General features: G+C 59.6%; 11 protein-coding genes. 8 read left to right on the forward strand and 3 right to left on the reverse strand.

The features are described 5' to 3' along the window. The first annotated feature begins 54 nt into the window (after window positions 1–54). From J7I86_RS09510 to secA, 4 genes are all read left to right on the forward strand, one after another. Window positions 55–1,083 carry a ComF family protein gene (locus J7I86_RS09510; protein ID WP_214819172.1) on the forward strand — a complete coding sequence of 343 codons (1,029 nt, stop codon included), beginning with the start codon at window positions 55–57 and terminating at the stop codon, window positions 1,081–1,083. Between the two features lie 143 nt (window positions 1,084–1,226). Continuing rightward, window positions 1,227–1,955 (forward strand): ribosome hibernation-promoting factor, HPF/YfiA family, encoded by a 729-nt coding sequence (hpf, locus tag J7I86_RS09515; protein ID WP_214819173.1) that lies wholly within the window; start codon window positions 1,227–1,229, stop codon window positions 1,953–1,955. Between the two features lie 29 nt (window positions 1,956–1,984). Then, window positions 1,985–3,274: a winged helix-turn-helix domain-containing protein gene (locus J7I86_RS09520; RefSeq protein ID WP_214819174.1), complete on the forward strand. Its 1,290-nt coding sequence runs from the start codon at window positions 1,985–1,987 to the stop codon at window positions 3,272–3,274. Between the two features lie 42 nt (window positions 3,275–3,316). Beyond that, window positions 3,317–6,058 (forward strand): preprotein translocase subunit SecA, encoded by a 2,742-nt coding sequence (gene secA, locus J7I86_RS09525; RefSeq protein ID WP_214819175.1) that lies wholly within the window; start codon window positions 3,317–3,319, stop codon window positions 6,056–6,058. A gap of 96 nt (window positions 6,059–6,154) precedes the next feature. Here the strand turns inward: secA and J7I86_RS09530 are convergent, their stop codons facing one another. Together J7I86_RS09530 and J7I86_RS09535 are read right to left on the reverse strand one after the other, a co-directional pair. Beyond that, on the reverse strand, window positions 6,155–6,577 hold the full coding sequence (locus tag J7I86_RS09530) for an Rv3235 family protein (RefSeq protein WP_286179503.1): 423 nt from the start codon (window positions 6,575–6,577) through the stop codon (window positions 6,155–6,157). A 158-nt stretch (window positions 6,578–6,735) separates the two neighbouring features. Beyond that, window positions 6,736–7,512, reverse strand: coding sequence for a LysM peptidoglycan-binding domain-containing protein (locus tag J7I86_RS09535; RefSeq protein WP_214819177.1), 777 nt, complete (start codon window positions 7,510–7,512; stop codon window positions 6,736–6,738). A gap of 150 nt (window positions 7,513–7,662) precedes the next feature. Here J7I86_RS09535 and J7I86_RS09540 point away from each other — a divergent pair, with 150 nt between their 5' ends. Beyond that, window positions 7,663–8,250 carry a hypothetical protein gene (locus tag J7I86_RS09540; protein WP_214819178.1) on the forward strand — a complete coding sequence of 196 codons (588 nt, stop codon included), beginning with the start codon at window positions 7,663–7,665 and terminating at the stop codon, window positions 8,248–8,250. Here J7I86_RS09540 and J7I86_RS09545 read toward each other — a convergent pair. Further along, on the reverse strand, window positions 8,247–8,468 hold the full coding sequence (locus J7I86_RS09545) for a helix-turn-helix domain-containing protein (RefSeq protein ID WP_214819639.1): 222 nt from the start codon (window positions 8,466–8,468) through the stop codon (window positions 8,247–8,249). The two genes, J7I86_RS09540 and J7I86_RS09545, sit on opposite strands and share 4 nt — an antisense overlap. Before the next feature lie 154 nt (window positions 8,469–8,622). On the opposite strand from J7I86_RS09545, the gene J7I86_RS09550 reads away from it, so the two are divergent. Genes J7I86_RS09550 through J7I86_RS09560 form a run of 3 tightly spaced genes read left to right on the forward strand, consistent with a single transcriptional unit; the run spans window position 8,623 to window position 15,492 of the window. Then, window positions 8,623–9,267 (forward strand): SAF domain-containing protein, encoded by a 645-nt coding sequence (locus tag J7I86_RS09550; RefSeq protein WP_214819179.1) that lies wholly within the window; start codon window positions 8,623–8,625, stop codon window positions 9,265–9,267. Further along, a complete protein-coding gene (locus J7I86_RS09555; RefSeq protein WP_214819180.1) occupies window positions 9,264–10,577 on the forward strand; it encodes a P-loop NTPase in 1,314 nt (437 codons plus the stop codon). The genes J7I86_RS09550 and J7I86_RS09555 overlap by 4 nt, the downstream gene beginning before the upstream one ends. 58 nt (window positions 10,578–10,635) lie before the next feature. After that, on the forward strand, window positions 10,636–15,492 hold the full coding sequence (locus J7I86_RS09560) for an NAD-glutamate dehydrogenase (RefSeq protein ID WP_214819182.1): 4,857 nt from the start codon (window positions 10,636–10,638) through the stop codon (window positions 15,490–15,492). Window positions 15,493–15,502: the final 10 nt, after the last annotated feature.

Here is a 15,502-nt window from a genome sequence, read left to right on the forward strand (position 1 = left end):
ACATAGCTCGCACCATGCCCTCCTCAGGGAGAACTTCAGGCTCAAACTGCCAGAGTGACCTTCTCTTTCTTTGGCCGATGCTCCTTCCTTGGCCCGTGGTTCCGTGCCGGGCAGCTCCGCCGTTTTGATCCCGACGTCAATCCCGAGCCTGTTGGGGCGCGCCGTCGTGGCCCGGTCCAACGAAGAACGGGCAGGATCATTGCCGCACTGCAAGGCGCCATGGTTGACCTGCTGGCAGTGCTCATTCCCGTCGACTGTATCTGCTGTGAGATGGAAGATGCAGTACTGTGCGGCAGTTGCGCAAGAAGAGTCCGTCAGCTGTGCAGGCAGCCGTTCCGGGCCGAACTGGAATCACCCGCGTTGGTAGATGTTGATGGAACTGCGAAGATCGGGGTGGTGGCGGCGGGGCCATACAGGGATGAGCTGGCCCAGTGCCTCCTCTCTTATAAAAGCCACGGCCAATGGCGTCTTGCGGCTGTTCTGGCTCACTGCCTCAGCAAAGCCGTGGACACTGCCATCGGTGGCCGATCCGGCTACTGTTTGGTCCCCGTACCCAGCAGCGCCAAGGCTTACCGCAGGCGAGGATTCAGCCCTGTACATCTCTTGCTCTTTTTCATCCGCACGCGCCGGCTGCTTCCCCTTTGCCCAATTTTTGACGTGCTTGAGAAATCGGGGGAGTCGCCGCCATTTATGGCATACCCCGATGCTGTCCGACAGATGACGGCCCGGTTTGTTGACGAAGTCTTGGGACTCGCCTCAATCGAACATGGAGGTGGCGGTGGAGGCCAGAAAGGCCTGGGAAGGGGTGAGCGCGCCCGTCGGGTACGAGGATCCATGAGAGTAAGGCGTGGACGAACCCAAGAGCTAAAGGGCCGGAAATGCATTCTTGTTGATGATGTCCTGACCACCGGTGCCACGCTCGCTGAGGCAGCACGGGCGGTCACGGCTGCCGGTGGCATGGTCTCCGGCGCGGTGGTGCTGGCGGCCACGAGGCCACCAGCCTACGCTTCCGTAGCTGGTACGGACGATCCCGGATCGGTCATTAAGACTCAATCAAAAAATAAGTGGCTAAAGGATGAATAACCGGTGGGGATGAACTAACGTCGGTTGTGGGTACCAAGAAAAGATGTACCTGTCGATAGCGGCTCGGAAAGGGGCTCGACTGTCCGTCAGACAAGCCCCCAACAGCGCCGTTGTCGTGTCACCTGAGTTATTTGGAGGGCACCATGGAGTTCATGATCAGCGGACGAAATCTGACAGTTTCTGACCGCTTTCGCGAATACGCCGGCGAAAAAATCTCAAAGATTGAATCGCTGGGGGATAAGGTCCAGCGGGTTGACGCAAAGGTTTCCAAGGAAACCAATCCCAGGCAGACGCCTGGCGAGCTCACCGTAGAAGTCACTGTCCTGGGCCGAGGCCCCGTTATCCGTGCCGAGGCCACAGCCGCTGACAAGTTTGCTGCCTTCGATCTCGCGTACAACAAGCTGCTTGAGCGGCTTCGTCGTGCGAAGGACCGTAAGAAGGTGCACCACGGCCGCCACACGCCCAAGGCTGTGCGGGAAGCTACGGCCACACTTGAGCCAGCCAGTGCGAGCGAGCCACTTTACGTCGAGGCAAGCAATCATCAGGAGTCTGCGCAAGCAGTAGATGAAAGGTCTCCGTACGACATTGACAACGACATTCCGGCAGGCGACTCACCTGTCCTGATCCGCCGGAAGGTTTTCCCCGCAGCATCGCTGACCCTTGATGACGCTGTGGACAACATGGAGCTTGTCGGACACAATTTCTACCTGTTCCTGGACAAGGAAACCAACGCACCGTCGGTTGTCTATCGACGCAGTGGCTGGACCTATGGCGTCATTACCCTTGACTCCACCTGCGAGCCTGGCGAGGAAGCCGTGGAAGAGAAGATCCATGCCTACCGCTCTGATGATCAGGCCGCCACAGCCAAGTAAAGCTTCCCCATAGGTACGAAGGGACTTCAATGACCGCTTCGCTGAGCCTTTCACAGGCACGGCGGATCGCATTGGCAGCTCAAGGATTGGCAAAGGTCCGGCCCACCGGCCCCGTAACTTCACGGGCGGTGGGCCGGACCTTTGCCCGGCTCCAGCTTGTCCAGATCGATTCTGTCAACGTTGTGGCACGGAGCCACTACCTTCCGTTCTTTTCCCGGCTGGGCAACTACGATCCCCTGATCCTCCAATCGATGGCCAACCGCAAGCCACGCAAGATGATGGAGTACTGGGCGCACGAGGCAAGCTTTATCCGCCCGGAGCACTTCCAGGATCTGCTCATATGGCAAAAGCGGGCGTGGGTGGGAGCACATCGTCTTGATCCTGCCGTACGGCAGCACATGGAAGACCGTATCCTGATGGCCCTCACTGCGGGTCCACCCATGACAGCATCCGAGTTGACTGCAGAGCTCGGCCATGACGAAGCCCAGGGCCGGGATAACTGGGGCTGGAACTGGAACATCGTCAAGCGGGTACTGGAGCACCTTTTCGAGGAGGGCCGGATCTCCGCTGCTTCAAGGACGTCGCAATTCGAAAGAAAGTACACCCTCACCTCACGTGTGGTTCCAGACACCCGACTTTTCGACGTCGATGCTGATGCGTCTCTTGACCGTCTGATGGATGCAGCCGCGCAAGCCCACGGCATTGGCACAGTAAGGTGCTTCTCCGACTACTTCCGGACTCCCCTGAAAGCGGGGTCGGATTCAGTGCAACGCTTGGTCCGGGCAGGCCGCCTCGAACGCGTTGAGGTTCGTGGATGGGACAGGGAAACCTTCCGGCATGTGGATGCCAAATTGCCGCGAAAGGCCGCAGGCCGGGCACTTCTAAGTCCTTTCGATTCCCTGGTCTTCGAAAGGAGGCGGCTGGAGGAGTTGTACGGATTCCACTACAGGATTGAGATCTACACCCCCGCCGCTAAGAGGCGTTTCGGCTATTACGTCCTGCCGTTCCTGCTTAGGGAAGCCATCGTTGCCAGAGTGGACTTGAAAGCCGATCGGGCATCCCGCCAACTTCTGGTGCGCTCCGCTTTTGCTGAGCTGAACGCTCCGGCGGATACCGCCGTCGAGCTTGCCGCGGAACTCAGGTTGATGGCTACGTGGCTCGGGCTTCAGGAAGTGCTCGTCTGGCCGGTGGGGGACCTCGCCGCAGAGTTGTCAGAGGCCGTGGCAAGAGATGGTGTTGCCCCGGGAGAACACCTCCAGCCGGGCAGTCCGCTCAGAGGTGAACCCGGCAACGTGGCGCTGGTCTCTCCCGTAGACTGAAACAGCCAGAATTCGGCAGCATGAGACTGGGAGCAATTTCACGTGGCATCACTAATCGAAAAACTTCTCCGCACGGGTGACAAAAAAACACTCAAGACACTGCGGAACTATGCCGATTCCATCAATGCCCTGGAAGACACCTTCAAGTCCTTCTCGGACGCTGAAATCCGCGAGGAAACGGACCGGTTGAGGTCCCGCCATCAAGACGGCGAAACCTTGGAAGCACTCCTCCCGGAAGCCTTCGCCGCTGTGCGTGAAGCTTCCTCCAGAACTTTGGGCATGAGGCACTTCGACGTCCAGCTCATGGGTGGTGCCGCGCTTCACCTTGGCAACATCGCGGAAATGAAAACCGGTGAAGGCAAGACCCTCGTCGCTACAGCTCCGGCCTACCTGAACGCGCTGTCTGGCAAGGGTGTCCACGTTGTCACCGTGAACGACTACCTTGCCGAGTACCAGTCTGAACTCATGGGCAGGGTCTACCGGTTCCTTGGTCTCACCAGTGGTTGCATCCTGTCCAACCAGGACCCCACCGTGAGGCGGGAGCAGTACGCCGCTGATATCACCTACGGAACCAACAACGAATTCGGCTTCGATTACCTGCGGGACAACATGGCGTGGGACGCCAGTGAACTGGTCCAGCGCGGGCACAACTTCGCTATCGTGGACGAGGTCGACTCCATCCTGATCGACGAAGCACGTACACCGTTGATCATTTCCGGTCCTGCGCAAGGCGACACCAACCGGTGGTACAGCGAATTTGCAAAAGTGGTCCTTCGTTTGCAGCCTGACATCGACTACGAGGTCGACGAGAAGAAACGAACCGTGGGCGTGCTGGAAGCAGGCATTGAAAAGGTAGAGGACTACCTGGGAATTCAGAACCTCTATGAATCTGCCAACACCCCGCTGATCGGCTTCCTCAACAATGCGATCAAGGCCAAGGAACTGTTCAAACGAGACAAGGACTATGTCATCCTTGACGGCGAAGTCCTGATTGTTGACGAGCACACCGGGCGAATCCTGGCCGGTCGTCGCTACAACGAAGGCATGCACCAGGCCATTGAGGCCAAGGAAAATGTTGAGATCAAGGCTGAGAACCAGACCCTCGCCACCGTAACGCTGCAGAACTACTTCCGTATGTATTCCAAGCTTGCAGGCATGACCGGTACTGCCGAGACCGAAGCCGCCGAGTTCATGAGCACCTACAAACTCGGCGTCGTTCCCATCCCCACAAACCGCGATATGCAGCGCATCGACCAGCCGGACCTCGTCTATAAGAACGAGGTGGTTAAGTTCGATGCTGTTGTTCAGGACATTGCTGAACGGCATGAGCATGGCCAGCCTGTCCTGGTGGGTACCACCAGCGTTGAAAAGAGTGAGTACCTCTCTAATCTCTTGGCCAAAGAAGGCATCCGGCATGAAGTCTTGAACGCCAAGAACCACGCGCGGGAAGCGTCCATTGTGGCGCAAGCGGGTCGAAAGGGCGCAGTTACGGTCGCAACCAACATGGCAGGCCGTGGTACTGACATCATGCTCGGCGGCAACGCCGAGTTCACAGCCATTGCCGAACTTGCCAAGCGTGGCCTGGATCCTGAGGAAAACTCCGAAGAGTACGAGGCCGCATGGCCCGCGGCGCTGGCTGCGGCCAAACAGGCGGTCAAAGACGAGCACGAAGAAGTTCTTGACCTTGGTGGGTTGTACGTTCTTGGCACCGAGCGCCACGAATCCCGTCGGATCGACAACCAGCTGCGCGGACGTTCCGGCCGCCAAGGTGACCCCGGTGAATCCCGGTTCTACCTCTCTCTCACGGATGACCTCATGAGGTTGTTCAACTCAGGTGCGGCCGAACGGCTCATGAACAGCTCCGTACCTGATGATGTCGCTCTGGAGTCCAAGCTCGTATCCCGAGCCATTGCATCGGCGCAAGGCCAGGTAGAGGGCCGCAACGCTGAGCAGCGCAAGAACGTCCTCAAGTACGATGATGTCCTCAATCGCCAGCGTGAAGCCATCTACGGCGACCGTCGTCGGATCCTTGAAGGCGATGACCTGCACGAAAAGGTCCAGTTCTTCCTGGAAGATACCATCAACTCACTCATTGATGCCGCTACCGCCGAGGGTTCAGGCGATGACTGGGACTACAACCAGCTATGGGCAAACCTGAAGACGCTGTACCCGGCAACCGTGACAGCCGAGGAGATCATTGACGAAGCCGGCGGTAAGTCCCGGGTCACTACAGAATTCCTGAGGGACGAAATCCTCTCTGACGCCCGACTCGTCTACCAGGCACGGGAGGAAGCCATTGGCTCCGAGAGCATGCGCGAGCTTGAGCGCCGGGTTGTACTCTCGGTGCTTGGACGCAAATGGCAGGAACACCTCTACGAGATGGACTACCTCAAAGAAGGAATCGGGCTTCGTGCAATGGCCCAGCGTGATCCCCTGGTGGAATACCAGCGCGAAGGGTTTGTCATGTTCCAGAGCATGATGGAAGCCATTCGCGAGGAAAGCATCGGTTTCCTCTACAACCTGGAAGTCGAGGTAACACCCGCCGAAGATGTTGTGGTGGCAGACGATTCGGATTCCGGCGCACACACTGAGCATCACGATCCTCAAATCCGCGCGGCGGGCCTTCAAGCGCCTGACAAGCCTGCGCAGCTACAGTACACTGCGCCCGGCGAAGACGGCGCCACCCAGACTCGCATTGAGGGCCGTGCATCGGGGCGCTCCGGCAATCCTGCCAAAGCGGCAAACCAGGACCAGCGGAAACAGGCAAAAAAGAAGCGTCGCTAGACCGCAACCGAAACACGGCCATGAAAAGGGTGAAGCCCGGACTGAACGTCCGGGCTTCACCCTTTTATTACCCGTAGAAAAGTTGATTGGTTGCACCTACCCAATTTCCAGAGCGGTAACCTGCCAGACACCTTCCAGTCGCTCCAGCCTCATGGCGACGGCGCGGCAACGTTGCTCTTCTGCCACCACGATGCTTGCTTCACATATGGAATCGGAAATGGAGCAGACCCGAACGGAACGGACCATGGGGCTACGATGCGGTTGAGCAGTACCCCGACTCCTGGCGGCGTGCTTTCGCGTCAATGCTGCCCGATGCTGGAGGGACAGGTAGCACTCCGAATCCAATGAGCGGGAGAGCTGATGCACCGGACGGGTGCCCGCCAGAACTTCCAGGGCGGCCTGCGCGATGCTCCTGGCTACTAGGCGCACGTCGATGTCTGAACCGCCCTGGCCCGCCGCAGGCGTGGTGCGTTGTGGGCTCAGACGGGTTGCTGGTCGGCTCGTCGTTGCAAGGGTCATGGTCATACCTCAGGCATTCACTACATGAGCTACAGCGTGGGGACGCTTTGCTCGATGGCTTCTGCTGGGATGACATTAGGAAATGGCTTTGAGATGAGGAAGTTGTCCCTGAGCGGACTGTCCTTGTGAAGAAGATGGGCACTGAAGGCCCTGCGCTGCTAGCTTGGTGCCGGTGGTTGGAGAACCTGTCCCGGACGCAGCACGGCCGGGTCGCTTCCGATAAGTGCCCGGTTGGCGGAGTACCACTTGGGCCACGTCAGTGCGACGTCTACGTCGGTGGCAAAGGGCCCCAGTCTTGAGGCCGCAATCGACCAGAGCGAGTCGCCATCCTTGACCACCACGGCGACTTCTCCCGGTGGCGTCGTTGAACGTGTCGACTGACGGCTAAGCAGCCCTGGATCAATGATTGGTGACCGAGGGTGCCAGCGCGGATCACTGGGCCGGGAGGCTGCCTCACGGGGGTCTTCGACTGATGGCAGGGCGGAACTTGCGCGATCCAAGGAAACTGGCGTCCACGCCACCTGCATTGGTGCCCTGTTGAGGGGCGAAGCGCTCTGCCAGCTTGGCTCCGGTGGCGAAGTATCTGCTTGGGCTACCCCCGTGCCCAGAATACTCAGGCTCATGACAGCCACGGCCAGCCGCAGCATAAACGCCGGACTGAACTTCGAGAGGATGTCGGCACCCTTCCTGTGTCCAATCCGATGCAACAGCGAGGCCAGGAATGCGATGAGGAAAGTCAGCGCCCACCAGCACACGACCGAAAGGCCCACGGCGCTGGCGAAAAGTCCGAGGAGATGTTCGAAGGTGAAATTTTGCCTGTGCCGCTCAGCGTCCTGCCACTGCGCGAGGAGCACGTGGCCTGCGAGTACCAAGGACAGCCCCAGGCCAAGAATAAATGCGGCGAGGGCGGAGTCACTACGCAATACTCTTACCATTTAAAAGCCCCCATGCCTTATTTGATGCACTTTGATGCAGTTTGATCTAGTTGACCCATTCTGAACGCATTTGCTGTAGCTTGTCCACTTCCAACCTCGATGTACCTCACGGATTCGCCGCGCAGCCTTATTGCAGCCTAGTCTGACCACATGAGATGGGACTCTCTCTTCAGCGATTTGGAAGGACAATTCTCGGACGCACGCACCTTGGAGGCCGAATTCGAGATATCCGAGCGGGCAAGGGTTGAGGTCGCTGGGATCGAACTGGGCGACCGTCTCCGCGGCGCCCTTGGAGCGGAAATCAAGATCGTCCTGGTGGACGGCCGGGTCATACGTGGACGGCTGAGCCATGTGGGAGGCGAGTGGCTGGTCCTGACGGAGGGTGCACGGCAGTGGTTGCTGCCATACTCCTCCGTACTGTCCTGCCAAGGGCTGGGGAGGGTGGCGCTGAAGCCTGAGTCACGGATTCAGCGGTCGCTGGGAATCGCCTCGGCGCTGCGGGCTTTGGCCAAGGATCGCAGTGAAGTGGTTGTTCACCTGAAGGTGGCAGCTGCCGATGGATACAAGCTGCAAGGAGTCATGGACAGGGTGGGTCGGGACTTCTTTGACCTTGCAGTCGTCCTGCACGGCGAAGTGCGCAGGGCCGGCAACGTGGCAGCGGTGATGACCATCCCTTTCAGTTCATTGGCAGCCCTTTGCTCGGCGGGTCACCCGGACATCAGGAGCGGCCGGGATTAGAGCCGGCTGTTTTTGCCCTTGGCCTCTTCAATCATGCGGCCGGCTTCTGCGTAGCGGTCCTCAATATATTGCTCCAGCATCTTTTCTTCGATGCGCCATTGTCCCCTTCCACCCACTTGAATGGCTTTCAGCTCACCGCTTCGTACCAAGGCATAGGCCTGAGGCGAGTTGATTTGTAATTGTTCTGCGACGTCCGCAAGAGTCAGGAATCGGGGCATGGCTTCATTTTGCCACCGTTGCTTCCGTTTGGTGTAGTTATCCACAGTTTCAGCCTCTTTGGGGCCGTTGGCTTTGTCTACACGAAAATGGGCCGGTATGAATAAGGAGGCAGGTGCTTCCACCATGCCGAACTCATAGCGGGGGAGCAGAAGAATGGGTCAAAGTGTCAGCGTCGCCGCCGCGAGGCTAAAGAAACCATCGTGGAAAGATCCCCGGCTTCTTATCGGCCTTCTGCTGGTTCTGGGATCAGTCGCAGGCGTCATTGCATTGGTAGGTACCGCCGACAAGACGACGCAGGTGTTCGCGGCCCGGGAAGACATCGCGGTAGGTCAGACAGTTACGGAGGGGGACCTTTCCGTTGTCAAGGTCCGTCTGGATGACGTCGAGGCGGGTTACGTCACTGTGGAGAGCGGGCTTGCTGAGGGCAAGGTTGCACTGCAGCGGGTGGCAAAGAATCAGTTGATCCCTCGGGAAAGTCTTGGGGTTGCCGATGCCTTGGACCGCAAACCCGTGGCCATTGCACTGGAAGAAGAACTCCCCGCGCAGGCCGTTCCGGGCGCCAGGGTAGACGTCTGGATTTCAATGCCAGGCTCCAGCAGCGCCTTTGAAGAACCGGAACTGCTTTTGCCAAGCGCGGAAATCGCGGGGATGACGGCGGGAAGTACCAGCTTGGGCTCGGCCAAAACCACGGTGGTGATGGTGCTGGTGACAGATGAGCAAATGCCAAAACTGCTGGGTGCTCAAGCGCACAAGGCTAAGGTCTCAGTGGTTTGGAACCCTGCGGGCGTGGTCCGATGAGCATCCCCGTTGTTACCGTCGGTTCGGCGCAGGAGGCTGTGGTCGACGGATTGGAACGCTTGCACGGCCCTGTAACCGTGGTACGACGTTGTTCGGAGCTTGCTGAGCTTATGGCTGCCTGCCAAAGCGGCCTTGCGGTGGCCGCTGTCGTGGCCGAAGGTTGCGAGGAACTCACCACCACGCTGGTAGATCGCCTCGGGGCTGTGGGCGTCTCGATCATTGCGCTCACCGATGACCCGGCGGAGGCCAAGAGACTGTACTCCATAGGCGCCGTGCCGGCGCCGACGAGCATTGAACCTGCCGAGCTCGCGACCAAAATCTCGGAAGCGGTCGGGCGGGAGAACCGGCAAAACCGGCCTGCGACCGCTCGAGGCGCCGGATTTGCAGATCCGGGGGCGGATCTGCTTCTGATGCCCGTGACCCACCCTGTTGGTGTGGAGACGCCGGTGGGAGGGGGCCAGGTCATCGCCGTGTGGGGACCGATCGGGGCTCCGGGAAGGACGCTCCTTGCTGTAAATATCGCCGCGGAGCTGGCCGCGGAAGGCAAGTCGGTCATGCTCGTGGACGCAGACAGTTACGGCGCAAGCGTGTCGGCAGTTCTCGGCCTCCTGGATGAGTCGGCGGGCCTGGCTCAGGCATGCCGGCTGGCGGACCAAGGCCTGCTTGATGGTGAGGCCCTCAGGGCAGTGGCCATTCCTGTCTTCACCAAGGGTGGGACTTTCAGAGTGCTCACGGGCACCACCAGGGCGGATCGTTGGACCGAGCTGAGGGCGGGGGCCGTCTCGGTGGTCTTGGATGTGGCCCGGCAATTAGCGGATCATGTTGTTGTGGACGCAGGCTTTTGCTTGGAATCGGATGAAGAGCTGAGCTTCGACACGTTGGCTCCGCGGAGGAATGCTGCCACACTGCGCAGCTTGGAAATGGCTGACGTCGTCTATGCCATAGGTGCTGCGGATGCGATTGGAGTGCCGCGTCTGGTGAGGGGCCTGGCGGAGCTTGAGTCCGCAGTACCGGATGCATCTCCCCGCGTCGTGCTGAACAAGGTGAAACGCTCGGCAGTGGGCCATTCGCCCAAGCAGCAACTCGATGATGCATGGGGCCGGTACGGCCCCGGAGTGGGCGTGGATGCCTACCTTCCAGCTGACCCCGTGGTGTGCGATGCCGCTCTACTTGCCGGGTCGGTCCTGCTGGAGATAGCGCCCGACTCGCCCCTGCGAACGGCGATAGCAGCATTGGTCTGTGCACCCGTCCAGCAAAACCGCAATCCCTTTGGTCGAACTATCAGAGCTTTGCACCTTCTAAAGCGCTAGGGTCGACATGTGGGGCTGCAGAGTCGCAGCAATCAACATTTGATGGAGGCGTTTGTCGATGTCGTCAGGATCCAGCGTAGAGGATCGGTCCGATGCAGCAGTTGTCCGTGAAGGGTTCTTCGGTGACTACTATGAACACCTCGCAGAGGAGGATGCACGGGCGTATTCGCCTGAAGTCTTGATTGCGCGGGCAACTAAGCACAGGACCGTTGCCCAGTCCCGTCGACCAGGAAACGCCGTCGTCCAAATCGCCGGCGAACCCGAGCGGAGCGTCGTCTACATCGTCACAGACGATATGCCATTCCTCGTCGACTCCGTCAATGCAGAACTTGTTCGCCAGAACTGCGCCATACGTTTGGTGATGCACCCCTTGTTCGTGGTTGCCCGTGGTCGGGAATCCGGCGAACTCAGCAATATTTCCAGGGTCCCCTCGAACGTCGGCATTTCGAGCGGCGACACCGCAGCACTCCCCAGCGTGGCTCATCTCCTGGGCGATGGCGACAACGCCTCACACATGGAGTCATGGATCGCGGTTGAAATTGACCGGGTCGGTGATGATGCGCGGGACGAACTGATCGCTGGGCTCCAGCGCGTCCTGGGCGATGTCAGGGCGGCAGTGGAGGACTGGCCCAAGATGCGTAGCAAAGCGCTCGAGCTGGCCGATGCGTTGGGGGGCGTCACACACCCTGAGCAAGTGGCCGAGCTCAGGCAAGCACAAGACCTTTTGCGATGGCTGGACAACGGAAACTTCACTTTCCTGGGATACCGCGAATACGACCTCGTAGATGAGAACGGCGAGGACGTTCTTCAGCTCCGCGAAGACAGCGGCCTCGGGCTCCTGCGCGCAGGCGACACCACACGTCAAGTTCAGCACCTCACGGATGCGGGCCGAAAGCGCGCAAGGGAGAAGCGTGCCCTGGTGATTACCAAGGCAAACTCACGCTCCACTGTGCACCGACCTGCCTATCTCGACTACATCGGCGTCAAGAGCTTCGATGCGCTAGGCAACGTTAACGGGGAACGCCGCTTTATCGGCCTGTTCGCCACGAGTGCTTACACGGGGTCCGTGCGCAGCATCCCGATCGTTCGGGACAAGGTGGACGCCGTTCTTCGGAACGCAGGCTTCCCCATTGACTCGCACTCGGGCAAGGATCTTTTGGGAATCCTCGAAACTTATCCCCGCGACGAACTCTTCCAGATTGAGATTCCGGACCTTGCCGCCACGGCCACCGGGATACAGCGACTCCAAGAGCGCCGGAGGACCAAGCTGTTCCTGCGCCCGGACATCTATGGCCGGTTCATGTCTGCAGTGGTCTACTTGCCCCGAGACCGGTACACCACCAGTGTTCGTCTTCGCATCGAGCAGGAACTTCGCGAAACATTCCACGCCGAGAGCATCGACTACGAAGCCAGGATCACCGAATCTGCATTGGCTCGCGTTTTCTTCAGGATCAGGTTGCCCCGAACGGCTGAACTGGCCGAAGTGGACGTCAAAGAGCTGGAACAACGTCTCATGCGCGCGTCCCGGTCCTGGAGCGAAGGTATCTCAGAGGTTCTCCGCGAGCACCGGTCTTCGGCGGATGCTGATGTTCTGTCTGCGCTGTGGGCTGAGGCATTTCCTGCGGGCTACCGGGTCGACTACGAAGTGGAAGACGCTCTTGAGGACATTGAACGCTTCGAGAAATACGGTGCGGAGGCAGAGCGGGCAGGGCGGGTAACCAAGCAGATCAGGCCTGGTGTTCACGTGTATCTTCCCGAGGGCGCCGGCGAGGCTTTGGAAGAGGATGCCCGGGTCAAGCTCTACTTGATGGAGCCCAAGAGCCTCAGCCAGATCCTTCCTTATTTCCACAATCTGGGCCTTGAGGTTTTGGATGAGCGGCCGTTCGAGATTGAAACCTCAGATCATCGCGACTTCTTCCTGTACGATCTCGGACTCAAATACCCCGCGGGCGTCGACCCCCTGGCCACAGGAGACCTTCTCAGCGATTCCTTCGGTGCAGCCATCACCGGCGCCGTCGAGTCGGACAACTTTGACCGGCTGGTGCTCCGTGAAGGCATTCATTGGCGTCAGGTGGTGGTGCTCCGCGCCTATGCCAAATACATGCGGCAAATGGGCAACACCAACTCCTTCGGATTCATCGCTGATACACTCCTGGGCAACCCGGATGTTGCGCGGGGGCTCAACGAGCTCTTCTCCGCGCGCTTCGATCCCGCTGTTGATGAAGAGCAGCGGCCCGAACGTCAGGCTGCTGCGCGGGCAGCCCTCGCGGAGTCGATCGAGCAGGTGGCCACGTTGGACGCCGATCGCGTCCTGCGTACCTTCGTGAACCTTATTGAGTCGACTCTGCGCACGAATTACTACCAGAACAAGGAATACCTCAGCTTCAAGCTGGATCCGACATCAATTGATGGTCTTCCTTTCCCACGCCCGATGTACGAGATCTGGGTTTACTCTCCGAGAGTTGAAGGCGTGCACCTTCGCTTCGGGAAGGTAGCCCGTGGCGGCCTTCGCTGGTCCGACCGCCGGGAAGACTTCCGGACCGAGATCCTGGGCCTCGTAAAGGCACAGACCGTCAAGAATGCCGTGATCGTACCCACAGGCGCCAAGGGAGGTTTCTTCGCTAAGAAGCTTCCCAACCCGGCAGTGGACAGAGCAGCGTGGATGGCCGAAGGAATCGAGAGCTACAAGACCTTCATTCGGGGACTGCTGGACATCACGGACAACCTCGTTACCTCAGCAGAGGGCGAAAGGCTCGTGCCGCCGTCGGACGTTGTCCGGCACGACGGTGACGACTCATACCTGGTAGTGGCAGCTGACAAGGGCACCGCGACGTTCTCCGACACTGCCAACGGGCTTGCTGCCGAATACGGCTTCTGGCTCGGTGACGCGTTTGCCTCGGGCGGGTCGGTGGGCTACGACCACAAGGCCATGGGCATCACCGCGCGCGGAGCTTGGGAATCAGTCAAGAGGCACTTCAGTGAACTTGACCTCGATACCCAGACCGAGGAATTCACGGTAGTTGGCGTTGGCGACATGTCCGGGGATGTCTTCGGTAACGGCATGCTGCTTTCCCGCCACATCCGGCTGTTGGCCGCCTTTGACCACCGCCACATCTTCCTGGATCCCACACCCAACGCTGAGGCGTCGTTTGCGGAGCGGCAAAGGCTCTTCGAACTGCCCCGGTCTTCTTGGGACGACTATGACCGCACGCTCATCAGCGAAGGCGGCGGAGTTTACGCACGTCAGGCCAAGACCATCCCGGTCTCGGAGCAGGTACGCAAGGCGTTGGGACTGCCGGATGGAACCACTCAGCTGAGCCCGCCCGAACTTCTCCGTGCGATTCTGTTGGCGCCAGCGGACCTTCTCTACAACGGTGGCATCGGTACTTACGTCAAGGCCAGCACCGAAACCCATGCTGCCGTAGGCGACAAAGCCAATGACGCTATCCGCGTGGACGGCCGTGATCTGCGCGTCAAGGTTGTGGGTGAAGGCGGCAACCTGGGCCTGACGCAGAGGGGCCGTATCGAAGCCGCTTTGCAAGGCGTCATCCTGAATACGGATGCGATCGACAACTCCGCCGGCGTGGACTGCTCCGATCATGAGGTGAACATAAAGATCTTCGTTGACCGGATGGTAGCGGCCGGCAAGCTTGACTCCGCGGAAAGGGCCGGCTTCCTGGCCGATATGACCGATGAGGTGGGACGGCTTGTCCTGCAGGACAACATCGACCAGAACATCCTGCTTCTTAACGACCGCACGCGGGTGGCGGACTGGAGCCCAAGCTACGAGCGCCTCATGGACTGGCTGGAGAAGTCCGCTGACCTCAAGCGCGATCTCGAGGCCCTTCCCACCACAGAGACTCTCCGGTCGAGGCTGGAGCAAGGACAGGGACTCACTTCGCCCGAGCTGGCCGTCCTGGCAGCCTACGCAAAGATCGAGCTCGCAGCAGCGTTGCGGGACAGCAACCTTGCCGATGATCCGTGGTTTGCGGACACCATCCGTGACTATTTCCCGAAGCAGCTGCGGGAGAAGTTCGACGCTGAGCTGGATACCCACCCGCTGCGGCGCGAGATTATCGCCACAGTGGTTGCCAACGACATCATCAATCTGGGCGGCATCACCTTCGCTTTCCGGGCCATTGAAGAAACGTCGGCCAACGAGGTAGCGGTGGCCAAGGCCTTTGTTGCCTTGCGTGAAATCTACGATCTCGATCCGATGGTGGCTGAGCTGAATGCGCTTCCGGCATCATTCCCGACTGAACACTGGAGCGAAGTCCACCTGGACATTCGGCGCTTGCTTGACCGGGCAGTGCGTTGGGTGCTCGGGCAGGGGATGGCGTCTCAGCCCATTGCCGACGTCGTGGAATCCTTCAAGCCCATGTTGGCTCCTCTGCGGGCCAAGCTTCTGGAATACCTCCGGGGGGAGGACAAGATCCGCATCTCCGGTTGGTTGGACAAAGCCCGTGGCTGGGAGCTGCCGGATCATCTCGCACACAGGTGGGCGGAGTTGTTCGAGAGTTACGCGCTCTTGGACATCGCACGAATTGCCCAGACCGGCAATGAAGGCGTGGAGGACGTCGCTCACGTTTATTACACGGTGTTCAACCGCTTCCACGTGGATTCGCTTCTGGAACGGATCAGCTCCTTGCCTCGTGATGACCGATGGCAGGCTTTGGCACGGGCAGCTCTTCGGGACGATTTGTACTCCACAGTGGCGGATATGACGACGTCGGTACTTGAGTCGACTGAGTCAGGCACCGCGGCGGAAGAACGTCTCAAGGAATGGGAAGGGCAAAATGCCGAACAGCTGGGACGAGCCAAGACCATGTTCGACGAGGTCAACGCGCTCGAAGCCGACGACATGGCTTCACTGTCGGTAGCATTAAGGCTCTTGAGGTCAATCGTTCGACGCTAGGGCTAGTCCC

This window comes from Arthrobacter sp. ISL-95, assembly GCF_018613695.1.
GTDB lineage: Bacteria > Actinomycetota > Actinomycetes > Actinomycetales > Micrococcaceae > Arthrobacter.